At 67.5% G+C, this 16870-nt stretch carries 18 protein-coding genes and 2 pseudogenes; 12 read left to right on the forward strand and 8 right to left on the reverse strand.

Going from position 1 to position 16870, the window contains the following annotated elements; genetic code table 11:
- Window positions 1-366, reverse strand: coding sequence for a hypothetical protein (locus JQX13_RS21560; RefSeq protein WP_203410807.1), 366 nt, complete (start codon window positions 364-366; stop codon window positions 1-3).
- Window positions 367-531: 165 nt separating this feature from the next.
- Window positions 532-2109 carry a pectate lyase family protein gene (locus tag JQX13_RS21565; protein ID WP_239014994.1) on the reverse strand — a complete coding sequence of 526 codons (1578 nt, stop codon included), beginning with the start codon at window positions 2107-2109 and terminating at the stop codon, window positions 532-534.
- 201 nt (window positions 2110-2310) lie between these two features.
- On the opposite strand from JQX13_RS21565, the gene JQX13_RS21570 reads away from it, so the two are divergent.
- Complete coding sequence (locus JQX13_RS21570) at window positions 2311-2784, forward strand: MgtC/SapB family protein (RefSeq protein WP_203410808.1); 474 nt, start codon at window positions 2311-2313, stop codon at window positions 2782-2784.
- A gap of 166 nt (window positions 2785-2950) precedes the next feature.
- Window positions 2951-3175, forward strand: coding sequence for a hypothetical protein (locus JQX13_RS21575; RefSeq protein WP_203410809.1), 225 nt, complete (start codon window positions 2951-2953; stop codon window positions 3173-3175).
- 19 nt (window positions 3176-3194) lie between these two features.
- On the opposite strand, the gene JQX13_RS21580 is transcribed toward JQX13_RS21575, so the two are convergent.
- Complete coding sequence (locus tag JQX13_RS21580) at window positions 3195-4352, reverse strand: hypothetical protein (RefSeq protein ID WP_203410810.1); 1158 nt, start codon at window positions 4350-4352, stop codon at window positions 3195-3197.
- A gap of 173 nt (window positions 4353-4525) precedes the next feature.
- On the opposite strand from JQX13_RS21580, the gene JQX13_RS21585 reads away from it, so the two are divergent.
- The 6 genes from JQX13_RS21585 (at window position 4526) to JQX13_RS21610 (ending at window position 9432) form a co-directional block, all read left to right on the forward strand.
- On the forward strand, window positions 4526-5539 hold the full coding sequence (locus JQX13_RS21585; RefSeq protein WP_203410811.1) for a GlxA family transcriptional regulator: 1014 nt from the start codon (window positions 4526-4528) through the stop codon (window positions 5537-5539).
- A 21-nt stretch (window positions 5540-5560) separates the two neighbouring features.
- Complete coding sequence (locus JQX13_RS21590; RefSeq protein ID WP_203410812.1) at window positions 5561-6685, forward strand: DJ-1/PfpI family protein; 1125 nt, start codon at window positions 5561-5563, stop codon at window positions 6683-6685.
- Window positions 6686-6764: 79 nt separating this feature from the next.
- Window positions 6765-7142 carry a hypothetical protein gene (locus JQX13_RS21595; protein ID WP_203410813.1) on the forward strand — a complete coding sequence of 126 codons (378 nt, stop codon included), beginning with the start codon at window positions 6765-6767 and terminating at the stop codon, window positions 7140-7142.
- Between the two features lie 138 nt (window positions 7143-7280).
- Entirely contained in the window at window positions 7281-7796 is a 516-nt protein-coding gene (locus JQX13_RS21600) for a hypothetical protein (RefSeq protein WP_203410814.1), read from the forward strand.
- Complete coding sequence (locus JQX13_RS21605; protein WP_239014996.1) at window positions 7796-9184, forward strand: tripartite tricarboxylate transporter permease; 1389 nt, start codon at window positions 7796-7798, stop codon at window positions 9182-9184. Before JQX13_RS21600 ends, JQX13_RS21605 begins: the two co-directional genes overlap by 1 nt.
- A gap of 23 nt (window positions 9185-9207) precedes the next feature.
- Window positions 9208-9432: a hypothetical protein gene (locus JQX13_RS21610; RefSeq protein WP_203410815.1), complete on the forward strand. Its 225-nt coding sequence runs from the start codon at window positions 9208-9210 to the stop codon at window positions 9430-9432.
- Window positions 9433-9481: 49 nt separating this feature from the next.
- On the opposite strand, the gene JQX13_RS21615 is transcribed toward JQX13_RS21610, so the two are convergent.
- The gene (locus JQX13_RS21615) at window positions 9482-10234 is read right to left on the reverse strand and encodes a 2OG-Fe(II) oxygenase (protein WP_203410816.1); all 753 of its coding nucleotides are present in this window, start codon (window positions 10232-10234) and stop codon (window positions 9482-9484) included.
- Between the two features lie 81 nt (window positions 10235-10315).
- Here JQX13_RS21615 and JQX13_RS54335 point away from each other — a divergent pair.
- Both JQX13_RS54335 and JQX13_RS56415 read left to right on the forward strand, forming a co-directional pair.
- Window positions 10316-10539 (forward strand): annotated as a pseudogene (locus tag JQX13_RS54335) (DUF5953 family protein); the annotation flags it as partial.
- A gap of 990 nt (window positions 10540-11529) precedes the next feature.
- Window positions 11530-11667: pseudogene (locus JQX13_RS56415) on the forward strand (sigma 54-interacting transcriptional regulator); the annotation flags it as partial.
- Here the strand turns inward: JQX13_RS56415 and JQX13_RS21625 are convergent.
- A complete protein-coding gene (locus tag JQX13_RS21625) occupies window positions 11652-12989 on the reverse strand; it encodes a hypothetical protein (protein WP_203410817.1) in 1338 nt (445 codons plus the stop codon). The pseudogene JQX13_RS56415 and the gene JQX13_RS21625 sit on opposite strands and share 16 nt — an antisense overlap.
- A gap of 184 nt (window positions 12990-13173) precedes the next feature.
- Between JQX13_RS21625 and JQX13_RS54345 the strand changes: the two genes are divergently transcribed.
- Window positions 13174-13323 (forward strand): DUF5953 family protein, encoded by a 150-nt coding sequence (locus JQX13_RS54345; protein WP_343211122.1) that lies wholly within the window; start codon window positions 13174-13176, stop codon window positions 13321-13323.
- Window positions 13324-13431: 108 nt separating this feature from the next.
- On the opposite strand, the gene JQX13_RS21630 is transcribed toward JQX13_RS54345, so the two are convergent.
- Both JQX13_RS21630 and JQX13_RS21635 read right to left on the reverse strand, forming a co-directional pair.
- Window positions 13432-14019: a biotin transporter BioY gene (locus JQX13_RS21630; RefSeq protein WP_239015327.1), complete on the reverse strand. Its 588-nt coding sequence runs from the start codon at window positions 14017-14019 to the stop codon at window positions 13432-13434.
- Between the two features lie 356 nt (window positions 14020-14375).
- Complete coding sequence (locus tag JQX13_RS21635) at window positions 14376-14951, reverse strand: PadR family transcriptional regulator (protein ID WP_203410818.1); 576 nt, start codon at window positions 14949-14951, stop codon at window positions 14376-14378.
- Between the two features lie 241 nt (window positions 14952-15192).
- Between JQX13_RS21635 and JQX13_RS21640 the strand changes: the two genes are divergently transcribed.
- Window positions 15193-16047 carry an alpha/beta fold hydrolase gene (locus JQX13_RS21640; protein WP_203410819.1) on the forward strand — a complete coding sequence of 285 codons (855 nt, stop codon included), beginning with the start codon at window positions 15193-15195 and terminating at the stop codon, window positions 16045-16047.
- 63 nt (window positions 16048-16110) lie between these two features.
- Here JQX13_RS21640 and JQX13_RS21645 read toward each other — a convergent pair whose 3' ends face one another.
- Entirely contained in the window at window positions 16111-16869 is a 759-nt protein-coding gene (locus JQX13_RS21645; protein WP_203410820.1) for a DUF5953 family protein, read from the reverse strand.
- Window position 16870 lies beyond the last annotated feature (1 nt).

The raw sequence follows: 16870 nt of genomic DNA on the forward strand, positions 1-16870 counted from the left end.
TCAGCGGCGGATGAGGCGGCAGCCTCTCAGTTCCTTGGGCTCCCAGTCGTTGAGGTAGCGCACCTCGAGCAGGTACTGGCCGGGCTTGCTCATGGAGATGAGCGACAGGCGCTCGCACGTGCGTAGGCGCTCGCCGTAATTCTGGTACGAGTAGTCGGCACCGAACTCGAGAGTCCGGGGGGTTGACTCTCCCCGGACGATGCCGGTGAGCGAAACACGATTGTTATAGTCCGAGTAGATCGTCCCGTAGTCATCCACCGTCTCGAAGATGGTGACCTCATCGGATGTGGACTGCGCCGCGGCAAGGGTCAGCGGCGACAGCGTGAGCAGGAGCGTGGCGGCGGAAGCGAGCGTCTTGAGCGTCATGATGGTGGGTCCCCCCCATTGGGTGTGTTCGCGCTCCCTCACCCCGGCCTGGGAGGAAGCGGAGCGCTTCCTATACTCCAGGTCCGAGTGCCACCGCGAGCAGTTCACCAAGGCCCACATCCAGCGGAATGTTGCAGGCCTGGGTGTCGCGATGGATGTGGCGGACTACAGCTTGCCCGCGCCGACGTTCGCCAGGATCGCGGCCTTGGCGTCGTCCGCCGTCTTCAGTGTGTAGCCATAGGGCGGCGTCCAGAGGTTGGCCACCGGGATTCCGTCACAGCCCTGCAACTCCACGTCGATCGTCGCCGTCATGGGCTTGCCCGCGTCGTCCTTGTTGCTGATGAAGCGGGCCCCCCTGCTGCGGAAGCTCACCCCCTTGCCATGATCGACCACCAGCTTGCCGCAGACCTCCTTCGGCTTCAGGGTCTTCATGTTGTAGTAGTTGTTCTCGGCCAGGATGTCGGCCTTGTAGCCCACGCCGATCGCGCTCTCGAACTTGACGTCAGACGCGGCCGCGCCGGGGGGGAGGGTGCCATTGGCGACGCTCGGCCTGGTGTCGCCCGTCACCAGGTTGTTGTAGATGTGCACCTGGCCATAGCGCACGCGCGGCGTCCGGCTGTTCACGCCTTCCCAGTGGTTTCCGGTGAAGGTGACATGGAGACGGCCTTCATCGCTCCACTGCCGCCCGGCATCGCTGTTGCCCACCAGGCTCATCTTGCCGTGCACGGTGAAATGGCTGTTGGAGATGGTGACGTAATCGGAGCCACGCACCACGTCCAGGCCTCCGTCATGGCGGGTATCCGAGGACAGGGACGAAGGCGTCGGCAGATCCGTCAGGGTGATGTGGTCGATCCAGACATTCTGCGCCCAGGAGACGCAGATGCCGTCGGCATAGGCATTGGCCGAATCCTCCGGGTTCACGTCCCACATGACGTCGATGGCCAGGTTGCGGACGATGACGTTGCGCGTCCAACCCGGGAAGGTGTCCGGGTTCTTGCCCGCGGCCACCCAGGCCTTGAAATCCACCTCGAAGTTGCCGTTCTCGTTGCCGATCAGGAGCTGCGTACCGGAAATCCTGGCGGGTCTGCCATTCGCGTCGTTGATTCCCACGAGCGTGGTGTTGGACGGAATGAAGAGGGAGCCACCGCTCTTCAGATCGTCGAAGCTGGTGTACTCCCGGAACACGCCCCCATCCACCCGGAAGTCGATGTGCCCGACGACCCGGATGATCTTGGGCTCGTTCCGGGCCTCGCGGATGGCATTGACCAGCTGCTCCTTGGTGAAGACGGTGTAGATCCGGTTGGCCGCCGCCGAGGAGCCGCCGGTGACCAGCACCTGGCGATGCGTGCCAGCCGCTCCGTTGCGCGCCCAGGCGTGCCAGCCTTCCAGGGGGGCCGTCTCGCGCTCGAAGGTCAGCACGCCGCCCGTTGGATCACTCGTGGCCGGCACGATGTTCGGGACCACCGGCGCGGGCTTGTAATTGGACGGATCATGGCCGCTCTCCGTCTCGACCGGAGCACTGTAGGTCCGGGTCCCGGCCTTCGGCAGCAACAGAGGTGCCGTGGTATCCGTCAGGGTCTTCGCGTCGATCACCGCGGCGGGCGCGGCCACGGCCGCCAGTGAGCCGGTGGTCATGAGAGGGCTCGTGACGGAACCGTCATCACCTCCACAGGCCGCCATCAGCGCTACCGCCAGAAACACCGTCGAAGACGTCATTCCCTTCTTCTTGGATTCCACTTTCATGAGGTCCTGTCTCTCTTTGAGAAAGCAGTCGTTGTTCCCGAGTGGGGGCGCGCCAATCCCAGGGCACTCCAAGCAGCAGCGCGAGGAGTGATGGCGCATTTGTTTTATATCTGGGATATCACGAATTACACATGTTTCTTGGTGTGGGATGGTTTTTCCACGGGATGAAACTCCGGGCCAGCCAACTGCTCGGCGACATGGGTGACACGGCCGCCGTGGAGCGCTGGCTGCTGGAGCAGGACGCCGCGCGCGCCACCACGGGCCCCCACTGAGCGCGACAGACACGCCCCCACCCCCACCCACGGCGAGCAGACCGTTGAAGTCCTGTCTGGTAGAGGAGGCCATGGACACCTACGAGCCCTTCCTCTCCTCGGACTCGCCCTGGCCGCGGGCTTCCTCATCGGCCAGGAGCGCGAGTATTCGGCGCCGGATCCGCGCGAGGGCCGGGAATCCTTCCTCGGCGGCTCGCGCACCTACCCGCTGGTGTCGCTGGCGGGAGCGGCCTCGGTGCTGGTGGCGCGCCAGTTCGGCCCGTGGTTGATGCTGCTGTCGCTCGCGGCGCTGGGGGCGTTGCTGGTGGTGTCCTATGCGGGAGACGTGCGGCAGGGCCGCTCGCACGGGCTCTCCTCGGAGGTGTCGCTGCTGCTCAGCTACCTGCTGGGGCGCTCGCGCTGACGCAGGGGGTGCTCGAGCCCACGCGGGTGAAGGTGCTGGTGGTGGCGGGCCTCACGGTGGTGGCCACCACGCTGCTGTCCATGAAGCCGGCGCTGCATGTCTTCCTCGGCCGGCTGCAGCGGCGGGACGTGTCGGCCGGAGTGCTGGCCTGGAGCACCTTCTCCAGTTGTCCTTCCAGGAGGGGCGCTACGAGGCCTCGTTCTCGAACTGGGGCGCCCGGTTCTCGTCCCAGGCGGTCCTCGGTTATCGCCATGACCTGTCCGATTCGTTCGGACTTTCCGCGCAGCTCGCCTTCCCGCTCACCCACATGCTCGGCGAGCTCTTCGACGGGGACACCGGGTTGCTCGCGGTCGGACTGGTGTGGAGGCCCGGAGGCGGGAAGGAACCCTAGCGGGGCTGTCGCTGGGCGTTCACGCGGCGGCGTTCATCGGGCGGATGTCGCGCGGCCTGCCCAGCCGCAGGGCCTCGCTCGCCGGTCCTTCGAGGTAGCGGGTGAAGAGGTCCAGGATGGTGCCGCGGGCGCTCCGGTCCGGCACGTAGAGGCGCTGCTCCGCTGGCCGATCGGGGAAACGGATGGCAACGGCGTCCGGCGGCGAGCCGTCCTCCGGGGAAACCTCCCGGAAACCCATGCGCGAGGCGAAGTCCGCCCAGTTCCCTCCGTCGGGAAGCAACGGGAAGCAGTGGAAGGAGCCATCACGGGACTCCGGGTAGAGGGTCAGCAGCAGCAGACCCGGCTTCACCGCGCCGAGCACCTCGTGGAGGACGGGGTGTCCGAAGATGGTGGGCCGCTGGAGGATGAGCGCCTGCTCCTGGAGGGCCAGCAGCACGTTGGCCTCATGGATGAGCTGGCGGCGACTGGCCTCGAGCGGCGTCCCCTGTACGTGCGGCCCCAACTCGCGGGTCTGGCGATAACGGGCGAATCCGGCGCGGATGAAGCCCAGCGAGTCGTCGAGCCGCTCGTCCGCGATGGCCTCGCCGAGGGCCTCCAGCCCGTTGCGACCCTCGGACTCCGCGCGGAGGAAGAGGTCGAAGGCGAAACCCAGCCGGTGGTACAGCTCGGTGTTGGCCTCCACGAGCGCCGAGCGGACGCGCCAGGTCACCTCGGTCAACCAGGGGCCGACGCTCATCAGCCGCCGCGCATCCACCAGCAGGGAGGAGGAGCCGGTGGAGTTGAGCCTCCGCAGCGCCGTCTGCCCGATGATGTTCAGGATCCGATCGGCGCGGGCACTGGCGAGGAAGCCCTGGAGGGCGCGGAGCTGACCGGCGGGAGAGGCGCTCCGGGTGCCGAAGGCGTACAGGAAGCTCTCGGTGCCGCGAATCCAGGAGCCCACCTCGCGGGTGGCGTACCGGGCGAAGGTCAGCCAGGTCGAGTAGGGCGTGCCTCCCAGGTAGCGCAGCAGGGAGGCGTCGAGCTCCTGGTAGGTGGCGATGATGTGGGCATTGGCGCGGACGCCACACAGGCCCCCGTGGCCTGGCCGCCACTCACGTGCCGGCCTCAGGTCGGGCAGCGCCATCGCGGGGTGGAGGAAGACGGAGTGGGGAAGGGGATTGAGTCGCTCGGGCGGCATCCGCGTGTGCCTCGCTTCGGGGAAGGAGAAAAGTCACCGGTCCCAATGGAGCCCGAGGGGGGCGGATGTGATGGACGAGGGCGCGGCGGGCCGGGCGTCATGGCCTGAAATGTCCGGTCTCTGTCCGGAATGTGTGTGGGAACCGGTGCCGCACCCTCTCTATGCTGCCGGGCATGCCGTCCTCCCGTTCTCTCCGGAGCATCGGAGCCGCCGCGTCCGCCCGTGCCCGGCATGTCGTGGTGCTCCTCCTGCCGCACGTCCACCTGCAGGACCTGGCCGGACCTGTCCAGGTGCTCTTCGAGGCCAACGGCTTCGGCGCGGACTACCGGCTGCGCTACTGCGCGCGGACTCCCGAGCTTCCTTCCGCGCAGGGACTGGTCTTCGCACGGCTGGAGCCGCTGCCCGACCCGCGCGGGCTGGACCTGGTGCTGGTTCCCGGCATCGACTCGCGCGCGCTGGACTCGCCAGGCGCGGCGGTGCCGGTGGCATGGCTGCGCGAGGCCCATGCCGCGGGCGCGCGGGTGGCGTCCATCTGCACCGGCGCCTTCGCCCTCGCGCAGGCGGGGCTGCTCGACGGCAGGTCATGCGCCACCCACTGGAAGCTCTGTGAGTTGCTCCAGCGCCGCCACGCGGAGGTGAAGGTGCTGGCGGACCGGCTCTTCGTGAAGGACGGCTCCGTCATCACCAGCGCGGGCGTGACGTCCGGCATCGACATGGCGCTGTCCCTGGTCCAGGAGGACTACGGCCCGCTGGTGGTGGCGCGCGTCGCGAGGGAGATGGTCGTCTACCACCGGCGCGACGGGGAGCAGCGGCAGACGTCCGTGTTCCTCGAGTACCGCACGCACCTGAGCCACGGCGTCCACAAGGTGCAGGACTGGATCGTGTCCAACCCGCGCGAGCACGCCACGCTGCCGCGCCTGGCGAGGCTGGCCGCGATGAGCCCGCGCAACCTCACGCGCGCCTTCCGGCAGGCGACCGGCATCAGCGTGAAGGACTTCTCGCGGCGCGTCCGCCTGGAGGTGGCCGCCCACCTGCTGGAGGACCCGGAGGCCCGGGTGGAGAGCGTCGCCACTCACTGTGGCTTCAAGGATGCGCGCCAGCTTCGCCGCCTCTGGAAGGAGGCTCATGGCGTGAGCCCCGCGCGGTGGAAGGCCGGGCGTCAGCGGACGCAGTCAGCGCCCCGATAGCGGGGCAGGAGTGGGAAGATCATGAAGCACCTCGCGGTGGGCTGGATGCTCGCGGTGCCGCTGTTCCTCGTCGTCACGCCGGCCTCGGCCGCCGCGGAGTCACAGCCTCGTCGCGCGGGCTATACGCGCAACGTGGCCATCGTCCTCTATGAGGGAGTGGAGTTGCTCGACTTCGCCGGCCCCGGAGAGGTGTTCGCGGCGGCGGCCCACCAGTCCATGCAGGGCGACGCGCACGCCTTCCGCGTCTACACCGTCGCGAAGTCCAGGGCGCCGCTGACCAGTCAGGGCTTCGTCAAGGTGACGCCGGACTTCACGCCCGAGGACGCGCCCGTGCCGGATGTCCTCGTCATCCCCGGCGGCGACACCGGTGTGGTGCTGGAGGACGCGGCGTACTCGAAGTGGCTCGCGAAGACAGCGGCGGGCGCCGAGGTGGCCCTGACCGTCTGCACCGGGGCCCTGGTGCTGGGCAAGGCGGGGATGCTCGACGGGCTGGACGTGACGACGTTCAACAACGCCATCGACTCGCTCCAGCGGATGGCGCCGAAGGCGCGGGTCCACCGCGGGCGCCGCTTCATCGACAACGGGCGCATCGTCACCACCGCGGGCGTGTCCGCCGGCATCGACGGCTCGCTGCACGTCGTGGCGCGCCTGCTGGGCCTGCGCGTGGCCGAGCAGACGGCACGCTACATGGAGTACCGCTGGACGCCGGAGCCGCACCTCGTCGGCGGCTACACGCTGCTCAACCCGAGCCTCGATGACCGGGGCCGCGCCCACCAGCAGGCGGAGATTCTGGGGGCCGAGAAGAACTGGGCGGCGGCGGCGAAGGCCTACCGGGAGCTGGCGGCCTCCAATGCCTCGGACGCGACGGCCTGGTACCGGCTCGGGCAGGTGCTGCTGGCGTCGAAGGACTACGACGGGGCCATCGAGGCCTCGCTGCGTGCCGCCTCCGCGAAGTCGTACCAGGTGAACGCGCTCTACAACGCCGCCTGTGGCTACTCGCTCAAGGCGGACGCGGGCCGCGCGCTGGAGTACCTGGGGAAGGCCATCGACGCCGGGCTCGAGGGCTCGTGGGCGCTGAGCGATCCCCACCTGGAGCACGCGCGCAAGGACCCGCGCTTCCAGAAGCTGGCCGCTCGCCTGCGGTAGGCGGCGGCTCACTCTCTTGCGCGGCCAGTCCGTCCTGCTGCCGCACGAACTGGCCGCGAGGCAGTACCATGAGCAGCCCATGAGTCTGCTTGTGTCCGTGTACCGAAAGAAAGCGTCCGGAGACATGGAGGACGTCGAGCTGCAACCAGGGCCTGGAGGCGAGCCTTCGCTCTTCGGGGGCGAGCAATGCCGCACGACATTGTGGGGAGCGCCTTTCACCCGGGCCCTTGGCCTCGCGCTCCTGCCCAGCCTCGCCGAAAGGGACATCTACGCGACGGGAGAGGACCTCCGCCTGCTTCGGCGAGAAGCAGAGCTCCTGCTGCGGAGGCGTGCTGAGCTCGCCCGAGCCACCGGCTACGACGAGGACTACATCGAGTTCCGCCTGCAGAACCTCCTACGTGCTATTGCGCAGGCCGAGGCAATCGAGGGGGAAGCAGGCTGGGTGTACGTCTGGTAGTTCGGCTGAGCGCTCGGACATCACTCCTGCCCGCGGCCGACTGTGGGTGTTGACTGTAGGTGTCAGACAACTCGTGGGCGGAGCAGGTAGACTTACCACCACCCCCTGGGCGCGGCGGGACTGAGCGGAGAGAGACAAATGAAAAAACACGACCCGCGACACGGCCACCTGGCCGAGGTCTGGGGCGATACGGTCGATCTGCGGCACCTGGCGTGGTCCATCGCCATCGGTCTCGTCGTCAGCCTGGCCTGCTTCCTTCTGGCCAGCCATCTCCTGGCGGACCGGGTCGGCAGTGCCGCGCTCGCACGTGCCTACGCGATGCTGGCGGGGCTGGCCGGCTGCGTTCTGTCCGGCGTCATCTGCGGCGCACTGTTCCCTCCCAAGCGCGAGGTGGTGGAGGACGGGGCGGCCGATCCGTCGTGGCGCCAGGAGGTGCTGAACGAGCTTGCCGCGCAGTCCGGCGGACTCGGAGCAGTTGCCGAGCTGCCGCCCTCGGTGGTGAGCGAGATGAAGGCGCTGCACCTCTACGAACTGTTCGCGACCTCCCAGCCGACCGTGCCTGACGCCGCCGTGGCCTCTTCCGGGATCGCCCCGTCGGCACGAGCCAGGGAGCCGGGGATGCCCCAGGTCGCACTTCCGACGACGGAGGAGTGATGGTGCAAGCGGACCTCCTGAACCAGATCCTGGTCGCCGCGGGCATGGGGCTGCTCGGTGCGGTGGTGTTCACCGCCATTGGATTGATCTCCGGGACCGACGAGACGACGACGCTTGCTCCGCCGACCCTGCTGGTCGCTCTGCTGGGCGTGCCGCCCGCGGGCGTCTTCACCTTCTTCCTGGCCGGAGCGGTCGCCAAACACATGACGCATGCGGTCCCCACCGCTCTGCTCGGCATTCCCGGCGACACCACCGCCATTCCACTGCTGCAGGACGCCAACATCCTGCGCAATCTCGGCGTGCCGCACATCGCGCTGCGCAAGATGGTGTCCGGAGGGCTCATCGCCGCCTTCCTGGCGGTGCCGCTGGCGGTGTCGTTCGCCGTCCTGCTCGCGCCCTTCGGGGACATCATCTCGAAGTCGGCGCCGTGGATCTTCATGACGGCCGCGGTGCTGATCGCCTACCTGTCTGGCGGCCGTTGGGCGTCCGTGGTCACGCTGGTGCCCTTCGTCCTCGTCATCGTGGCGCTGCAGGCGTTCACGGCCAGCCGTGGCGTCAAGCTCAGCGTGAGCTACTTCCTCGGAATCGCCATCGGCCCGCTGGTGGCCGACCTGTTCTCGGTGCTCTCCCCGATCGAGGGTCCGCGCATGCGACGCGACCGCGTCCGGACGTTCTCGCTGGCTCCGGATGTCAAGAGTTGGTCGGGTTATTTCCCCAACCCGTTCAAGGTGCTCGATGCCACCCAGACCCGCTGGACGCTCGCCGCCGCGGCGGTGTCGAGCGCCACGTTCGTGTTCAGCCCGGTGGCGATGACGGTGGTGATGGGCGAGGCCGTGGGCTCGCGCATCAAGCATGCGTATCACCGTCTGACCACCGTGCTGGCCGCGCGCAACGGAGTGACCGAGGCCACCTACATCGCCGAAGTGCTGATTCCGCTGATCGCCTTCGGTCTGCCCTTGAGTCCGGTGGCGGCCGGCCCGGCGGCGCCGCTGTTCAACGCACCTCCCCGGTTCACGGTGGATACCGCCACCGGGCAGACGCACAACCTGCACGACCTGCTCGGTCACTGGGAGTTTCTGGGTTACGGCATGCTGGCCGTGGTGCTGGCGGCACTGGTGTCCTACCCGTTCGCCATGAACCATGCGCGGCGGGCGGCGCTGTTCGTCTCGCGCAAGGTGAGCCACGAGGCCATCATCGCCACCTTCGTCGGTCTGATCATCGTCATCAGCGTCTGGGAAGGCCAGGTCCTGGGGCTGCTGGTGATCCTGACGATGGGACTGCTCGGCGGGCTGTTGTCGCGCACCCTCGGATTCAACACGGGCGTGCAGTTCATGGGCTACTACACCGCGGTGCTCACCGTGCCCGCGTTGCTCAAGCTGTTCACGTGAGGCTTGCCACTGGCACATGCTTGATGAGCACATCGAAAGAGTCACTCGTGCACAAGGGCGGTGAGCCCGTGGGAAACCGGTTCTTCCTCCAGCGGCAGGGGGACCGGGGAGCTGACCTCGCCACCCTGCCCCAGGGCCTCCAGGTGTTGGGAGGCCTCGAGGAGGTCCAGGAGCTCGTCCGCCACCTCGAGACGGAGGGCTGCGTCTCCACTCGCGGAGACACCGTGAGCCTGATGCTCAAGGGGTAGGCTTCGTCCAAGCGGGCCTCTCTCGTCAGGCGTGAGCCGGCCCAGCACCTCATCGAGCGTCGTGGAAGATGATGCCCACCGTGTGGCGCTGACCGGAGCGTAGCCGGCTCACCCCATGCCGCATGTTGACGCGGTAGTACCCACGTGTTCCCTTCACCGGCCGGTGGTGCACCGGGAAGATGACGCCGTCACCCTGCCGCAGCGGCACCACCTCCGCGCGGGACTGCATGCGGGGCCGCTGCTCCGTGAGCACGAACTCGCCACCCGTGAAGTCCTCCTCCGGCACCGACAGGAGGAAGGCGGCCTGTAGCGGGAAGACGTGCTCCCCATACAGGTCCTGGTGGAGGCAGTTGTAGTCACCCTCGCCGTAGCGCAGGAGCAGCGGCGTCGGCCGTGTCTGCCCGGCCGCGTGGCAGCGCTCGAGGAACGCCGCGTGCGCGTCCGGGTAGCGCACGTCGAGGCCCATCGCCTCGTTCCAGCGGTTCGCGATGCCCACCAGCGGTGGGTACAGCGCCGTCCGGAGCCGCGAGACGACATCTGGCAGCGGCCAGGCGAAGTACTTGTACTCCCCACGACCGAAGCCGTGCCGCGCCATGACCACCCGGCTGCGGAACAGCGCGTCCGACGGATAGCACTCCGCCAATCCCAGACACTCCGCCGGTGAGAGCAGCCCGCCCACGGTGGCATGGCCGTGCGTGTCCAGGTCCGTGGCGATGCGCTCCCAGTCGAGCGCCGCCACACGCTCCGGGAGGCCAGGGGCCCTGCTGCGGCGAACGGCGGCGGTGCTTGCTCCGGAAACCATGAGGTGCTCCCTTTCGAGTTCCCACCGTGGGAGATGCCGCATCCGTCCCACGAGAGCGACCCGGAAGTTGCGACGACCTCGAAGTTCCCATGGGTCAGCTCCACGCCTGAGCTTCCGCGTTTCCTCGGGTGGCTGAACGACTGGTCGGATGCCGCCGCACGGGCCATCGGCTTCCCGGACCCGGCTCGCGATGCGGAGCTGCTCTCACGGACGCGCCGCTCGACCTGGACAACCCCTCGCACCTGGAAGCGCTCCTGCGGTCCTATGAGCGCTTCCCTGATATTGGTGGGCGCTCAGCCCCTTGATGCGACCCGCTCCTCTTTGCCAATCGGGAGAGGCGCTCATTCAAGGCAAGGGCTACGAGAGGAAAGCGGAGTCCGCCGACTCCGCCGACTCGTCTGATCGCCCTTGTTCAACACCCTCTGAAGGAAGCTCGAGGAGCGACTAGAGATCGTCGTCCTGCGGGTTTCCATAAATTCGGGTGACTTGAACTTTCAAGGATTCTCCTTCTGGCATGCTCCAGCGCGCCAACCACTCAGGAGTCCACCGGTCCGGTGCTTTCTCGGCGTAGAACTCAATCGTTGGTTTGCCTACATGAGGAGGCATGCTTGGGTTCGAGGTGTGCGCGCGAACCGCATCACCACCGCCCGCGATGGTCGCCGCTGTAGTCGAGCGAAGCTCGCCTTTGTCTAGGATTGAGAGGAGACCACCTTTGTTCAGCTGGTGGTAGTACGGGCCGTGTTTATAGCTTGGCGTTGTGCACAACCGCGCCCACAGGCTCTGTATCCTTGATGCCCTCATGACGCCTCCTAACCGCCCTCTAGAGAGAACAGGGGTTGATGCTACAGGAGATTGATGCGCACATGAGGATACACGAAAGGTCGCCAGTAATCGAGAGGATGCGCTTGTCAAGGCAGCTGGTCAGGGTGGTCAGACGATTCGTTGGGGAGGCGGACGCTTGGCGAGCTCCAACCAGCAGCCCCCGTTGTGCTCCACCTCGGCTCGGTTGGGCTTGCAGGCGCCTTCGCCTGGTCGCTGAAAGGCTTCGCCGGCAGGGGATGGGCGATGCCCGCTGGGCTCTCGTCGCCGGTATCCACCAGCGTGGGCGCACGGCTCTCCTCCACTGCCTGTACGGCCAACCCGCCGGCTTCGTGCTGCTCGCCCCGCTGGCTCTCGAGGTAGGCCCGCACGTTTCCATCCTCTTCATCACGCGAGCGAGCGCCTCGAACAACCCTGTCAGTAGCCCCAGCCCTCCCGAGGCTGGTGCCTGCTCCACCTCCAGCGCCACATAGGGGGAGGAAAAGCGCTTCCGCAGGTTGGGAGGGGTGGAGGACCGCACGGTGGACGTGCGCCTCATCGCCGCCACGCACCAGGACCTGGCCGAAGCGGTGCGGGCACATCGCTTCCGCGGAGACCTCTACTTCCGCATCACGGGCTCAACGGGAGCCACTGTCGTTCCCTCGACCGACGGCGAGTGCGAGATGCGGATGGCCGGGTCATCCACGCGCGTGCCGTCCCTCCTCAGGCGGGTGCCGAGGATGACCTGGAAGGGGGGCTCGTCGACGGTGGGCGCACCGCCGTAGGCCATGAAGTACTTCCCACTCCCGAAGACCACGTCCTGGTCGACCTCGCGGACGAACTCGCCACCCGAGAGCAGGAAGCCATCCGGCGTGGCCACCGTGCCATGGGGCCTCACGAGATTGCCCCGAATGGTGGTGGAGCCGCGGTCCGGGGCCAGCCGGCTCCAGGTGGCGAGCACCCACTGCCCGTCGTAGGCGAGGGCGGGAATGATGTCATCGCCAGGTCCGATGGAAAGGGGGAAGCCATCGGGGTCGGGCACGGAACCATCGAGCCTCACCCGCGTTCCGAAGATGTCCCGGGGGCCGTTGCGCGAGTCGCTCCACGCGACGAGGAAGCCCCGCTTCGTCCCGACCACGTCCATGAAGGTCTGGTCGCCGGGCGAATCCGACACGCGGATGCCGTCCGGATCGAGCACCCGCCCATCGGACCTCACACGGGAGGCGAGCAGCTTGAATCCGCCGAAGCGAGCGTCGCTCCAGACGACGAGGAAGTGGTTGTTGGTCCAGGCCGCCGAGATGCCGAACGAGGAGACAGCCTCCGCGGGAGACGAGATGGTGAGCTCCTGGGTGCCAAGGCCCGTGTCATCGGTCCTCAGGAGGGCGCCGCGGACACTCCCGGGGTCCGCGAAGTCGAGCCAGGCCACCAGGCACTGGCGCCACGCACAGGCGAGAGCGGGCGCTGGAGCCGGGCTGCCGAAGATGTCCGCGATGGGGAGGGGCGGGCTGTCCACCACCGTGCCATCGCGCTCCACCCGGACCAGGAACAGTGAGAACTGTCCCTGCCAGACGACGAGGAATTGTCCGCCATCGAAGGCGACGGCGGGGTCCCCAGCCTCGACCTCGGGGGCGGGATTGAGCCGGAGGGCCTCCGGGTCGAGCAGCCTGCCGTGCTTCGACACTCGCGCGGCGTAGAGCTGGCCGGGACGGCCCACGTCGCGCCAGACCACGAGGAACTGATTCCCATCCGAGGCCACCACGGACCCGGAGGCGAAGGACGGCTCGGACCAGGTGGGCGCGGGGCTCGGTCCGCCGCCGTCGTCCTGCATGGCGGAGACGGACTCCTCCCGCGCCTCTTCCTCCGGAGGCTCCGGTGCCACACCGCACGCGGCGAGCGCGAGCGCTCCCAATAACAAACACGTCCAGCCCCACCGCGAGGCCTGCGTCCTGGAATTCATCAGGCAACTCCTCTGTGTGAGGGCAAGCTCCGTCTCGCGAGACGCGGGAACAATGCCCCCCCCAGGTGATGCGCGAGCGCCTCCTGACGGACGGAGCCATCACCCTTCGGGAGACGTCACGCCCGCCTGCCCGGAGGGGGCTCCGGCGGGAGGGAAGGGATGTCAGAAGTCGACGTGCTTCTCGATGCTGAACGACTGCTCAGCCGCTGCCGCACGGGCCACCGGTTTCCCGGATCCGGTCCTCGATGCGGAGCTGCTCTCCCGGGCGTGGCGCACCGCGACGGGCGGGTGGGTCGTTCGCTCCTCTGCTCATGGTTTCGCTGCGAGTCGGTAGAAGTCCAGGCTCGCACCTGCATCGCCATCCATTGGGGATTCGTTGAGACAGAGCTAGAGCGAACCCTTTTCTCGCGGTGTTGGCTGCATCACCGGGGCAGGCGCACCTTCATGGCTCGCGAAGCCGTACGAGCCTCCAGGCGAGGGGCATCCCCAGGCCGGCGATGGCGGCCTTGAGCAGCCCACCGGGGAGAAAGGGCAGGAAGCCCTTGTGGAGGGCCGTGGAGAGGTCGAGTGGGGCCGCCACGCAGAGCCAGGGCACGCCGATGGCCAGGATGACGAGCTGGCCAGTGAGGAAGAGCGGGACGGCCTTCCACGGCAGCCTGTCGAAGCCGTACCGGGCCGCGAGACCCACGAGGAAGGCCGCGGGGATGAAGCCCACCAGGTAGCCGCCAGTCGGCCCGAACACCTGAGCCCAGCCGCTGGCCCCCTTGGAGTAGAACGGCAGCCCCACCGCTCCGAGCAGGACGTAGGCGAGCTGCCCTGCCATGCCCCGCACGGGCCCGAGCGCGGCGGCCGTGAGGACGACAGCGAGCGTCTGGCCCGTGATGGGCACCGGGGAGCCCGGCACCGCGATGGCGACCTGCGCGAGCAACGCGGTGAACAGCGCGGCGCCGAGCACGAGCGCCCCATCATGAATGCGCGTGCGTGCGAAGACGTCGGCCAGGACGCGAGGCGGTGGCGAACCGGTGCCCACGCTCAAGGCCGTCCCACCTGGGAGGAGTGCGAGCAGCGGGACGACGTGGAGGGGGGCGGAGACACGGAGCGATGCTCAGCGAGGTCGCGCTCCGATGCAAGACGCAGCCTCAACGTCGGTGAGTGGCCTTCCCTGTGAGCGCCGAGGACCTCCGCCGAGTGGAGACAGCTCCACGCGCCGGAGGTCCTCGTTCGCGTCACGGACGCGTCACCTCATGGCGGGGTGCGACTACCCGCCGTTGATGACGAACGGGAGGGAGGGTTCACGTCACGGGTTGAAGTAGGTGAGCGCCGGGGTCTCGAAATTGACTCCGTCCGAGGAGGACGTCACGAACAGCGGGAGAAGGGCACGGAGCGCTATTGAGGACGCTTCGTGTCGTCTGCCATCACATACTCACCTGACTCCAGTCGTTGGAGCAGCGCTTTGGTCCAGCGTGCCGTCGCGGCAATTCCTCCGCTCCACAGCTCGAGCAGGTCCTGGGTGTGTGGCGGTTGGTCGCGGTGGGGAAACATCGGAACCATCTTCTCCAATCCGACACTGATCTCCGTGGCTCGGCGATGCTGTTCTTTCAACAGGCGGATGACGTGTTGACGCGGCAGTGTCTGCATGAATGCGACCCCCGCCCCGAGCTCCTCCCACTCGATGCTCGACAATGCAGCGTCGAGGAGCTCACGAAACTCGGCTTCGCCCTCCTGGGTCAGCGCATAGAGCGTTCTGCCCGGCCCCTCGGTGCTCTCCTCCACGCCGGCGGCTCGGAGCTTCCCCTCCTTCGTGAGCTGCTTGAGCGCATGGTAGATGGATCCAGGCTTGACACGGGTCCAGGTGTCGACCCTCCAGGTGACGAGCTCGCGATGCACGGCATAGCCATGCGCCGCCCGTCCACGCATCTGAATGACGCCCAGCACGAGAAGTCTCACCACCGATATGGCCATCACCCGTCTCCTGTCGCCTGCGCGGCCCGCTCGCCAGCAGCGCGGTCTCCGAGCATGTCACTAGTCTAACTTGACTACTGGGGCCCGGGCGTTATAGGTGGCTGTACTCAAGTTTGAATACCGGAGGGAGCAGGGCTGCTCCCTCGCCGGGGTTTCGGGGAAGCAATCCGCCTTCGGGCGAGGTGATGTGGAAACGAGTGCGCATCAACCGGTGGCGCTCTCGAGCCAGGAGGTCACGCAAATGACTGAGGCGAGGTTGCATGACGGAAGCATCATCGAGTTTGAGGTCCACGGTGAGGGGCCAACCCTGCTGCTGCCGGTCAATCCGCGGCCGGTCGAAGGCCCGCGGGCCGAGCAGATGCGGAAGTACGGTGCCGATCCGGCCCTGGGCCACTCCCTCATCAAGGGCCTGAGCACCGCCTTTCGAGTGGTCGCCGTCGACTATGAGGGGCATATCCTGCGCACTCCGAAGCCGGACACGTTGACGCCGGTCAACGTCGTCACGGACCTCCTCTCCGTGGCCGATGCCGCGGGAGCGGAGCGATTCGCCTACTATGGGTACTCATGGCTTGCCATGATCGGGATGCAACTCGCCATCCGGACCGGCCGCCTGTCGGCACTCGTCATGGGCGGATTCCCGCCGCTCAACGGGCCCTACGCGGAAATGCTTCGGGTCACCACCGCGGCCCACGAGATGGCGAGCGCTGCTCAGAGCTCGCGGGAAGCGGATGACTCCGAATGGTCGTCCGTGGCTTTGTCGCGGGAGCAGACTCGGCAGTTTGTCACCCTCTATCAGGCGCTGCAGGGATTCGACGACAGGGCCGCCCAATCGCGGTTCACGTGTGCCCGCCTCTGCTTCGTGGGCTCGGCGGACGAGATGCGGTACGGCAAGAACTGGGGCGATGTCCACGTGAGCCTGGCGGGCCCGATCGTGAACGGACGAGCACAACTGGAAGAGCTCGGCTGGGATGTGCGAGTGCTCGAGGGGCTCAATCACATGCAGGCCATGCAGGCGACGCAGGTCGTGCCCATCATCCGTCCGTGGCTGGAGACCCGCATGGGCAGCGCGGGCCCGGCCGCTTCTCTGGCCCGGTGACACGGTTTCACGAACCAGGATTCGGTCTATTCGAGAATGGGCCAATGCAGAGCGGTGCCGGTCTCAAGGGGTGGAGCGCCCGCCGATCTCCGGGAAGCGTGCGTAGGCCCGTTTGAGCGCGTCCAGGTGGGCGGGGTTGTCCAGGTCGAGCGGCGCATCGGTGAGCCTGACAACCCACCCGCCCGTCGCGGTACGCCGTGAGCGCGAGAGCAGGTCCGCGTCGCGGGCGGGGTCCGGAAAGCCGATGGCCCGTGCGGCAGCATCCGACCAGTAGTTCAGCCACCCGAGGAAGTGCGGAATCTCAGGCGCGGGGATGTCCCATGGGAGTTTGAGCGAGGGCAGCCCTTTAGGCGGAACATGCGGATCATCCCCCGGGTGGCGAAACTGCTGCGCCACTGTCTCGGCCACCCCATCCGGATCCATGTGTCCCCAGATCGCGCGAGCGCCCTCCGCTACGGCTTCCAGCGCATCCACTGCCGCCGCAATACCTGCTTCGTCGTGTGGCAGCCTCGCGTGGACTTCAAAGTGTGGCGTCATGTCTGCGGCAAGGCCTCTCGCATTCTCCCATCCGGTAAGCGTCACGACGCGATTCTCGTCGTCATTGCAGAGGAACGGAAACCCGTTGTCTGTCCTGTCTGTCGCGACCCACTCATCACGGTGAGGCAATGCAATGAGGTCGTCCCTTTCAGAAGTCGTCCACCCCAGCCGCAAGCCGGGAACCGCGCGCTCCATTCCATGGACGATGGCAAGAGGGCGCCCATCGTCGTCCACAAGCGCAGGTGCGTAGACGGTAAGGTGTAAAGATTTTTGTATGGATGCCATC

The organism is Archangium violaceum (assembly GCF_016859125.1).
GTDB classification, from domain to species: Bacteria; Myxococcota; Myxococcia; order Myxococcales; family Myxococcaceae; genus Archangium; species Archangium violaceum_A.

Excerpts from the sequence above, each read along its gene's own strand:
- JQX13_RS21560 (WP_203410807.1), bottom strand. The coding sequence starts at position 366 with ATGACGCTCAAGACGCTCGCTTCCGCCGCCACGCTCCTGCTCACGCTG.
- JQX13_RS21565 (WP_239014994.1), bottom strand. The coding sequence starts at position 2,109 with ATGAAAGTGGAATCCAAGAAGAAGGGAATGACGTCTTCGACGGTGTTT.
- JQX13_RS21580 (WP_203410810.1), bottom strand. The coding sequence starts at position 4,352 with ATGCCGCCCGAGCGACTCAATCCCCTTCCCCACTCCGTCTTCCTCCAC.
- JQX13_RS21585 (WP_203410811.1), top strand. The coding sequence starts at position 4,526 with ATGCCGTCCTCCCGTTCTCTCCGGAGCATCGGAGCCGCCGCGTCCGCC.
- JQX13_RS21590 (WP_203410812.1), top strand. The coding sequence starts at position 5,561 with ATGAAGCACCTCGCGGTGGGCTGGATGCTCGCGGTGCCGCTGTTCCTC.
- JQX13_RS21595 (WP_203410813.1), top strand. The coding sequence starts at position 6,765 with ATGAGTCTGCTTGTGTCCGTGTACCGAAAGAAAGCGTCCGGAGACATG.
- JQX13_RS21600 (WP_203410814.1), top strand. The coding sequence starts at position 7,281 with ATGAAAAAACACGACCCGCGACACGGCCACCTGGCCGAGGTCTGGGGC.
- JQX13_RS21605 (WP_239014996.1), top strand. The coding sequence starts at position 7,796 with ATGGTGCAAGCGGACCTCCTGAACCAGATCCTGGTCGCCGCGGGCATG.
- JQX13_RS21610 (WP_203410815.1), top strand. The coding sequence starts at position 9,208 with ATGAGCACATCGAAAGAGTCACTCGTGCACAAGGGCGGTGAGCCCGTG.
- JQX13_RS21615 (WP_203410816.1), bottom strand. The coding sequence starts at position 10,234 with ATGGTTTCCGGAGCAAGCACCGCCGCCGTTCGCCGCAGCAGGGCCCCT.
- JQX13_RS21625 (WP_203410817.1), bottom strand. The coding sequence starts at position 12,989 with ATGAATTCCAGGACGCAGGCCTCGCGGTGGGGCTGGACGTGTTTGTTA.
- JQX13_RS54345 (WP_343211122.1), top strand. The coding sequence starts at position 13,174 with ATGCTGAACGACTGCTCAGCCGCTGCCGCACGGGCCACCGGTTTCCCG.
- JQX13_RS21635 (WP_203410818.1), bottom strand. The coding sequence starts at position 14,951 with ATGGCCATATCGGTGGTGAGACTTCTCGTGCTGGGCGTCATTCAGATG.
- JQX13_RS21640 (WP_203410819.1), top strand. The coding sequence starts at position 15,193 with ATGACTGAGGCGAGGTTGCATGACGGAAGCATCATCGAGTTTGAGGTC.
- JQX13_RS21645 (WP_203410820.1), bottom strand. The coding sequence starts at position 16,869 with ATGGCATCCATACAAAAATCTTTACACCTTACCGTCTACGCACCTGCG.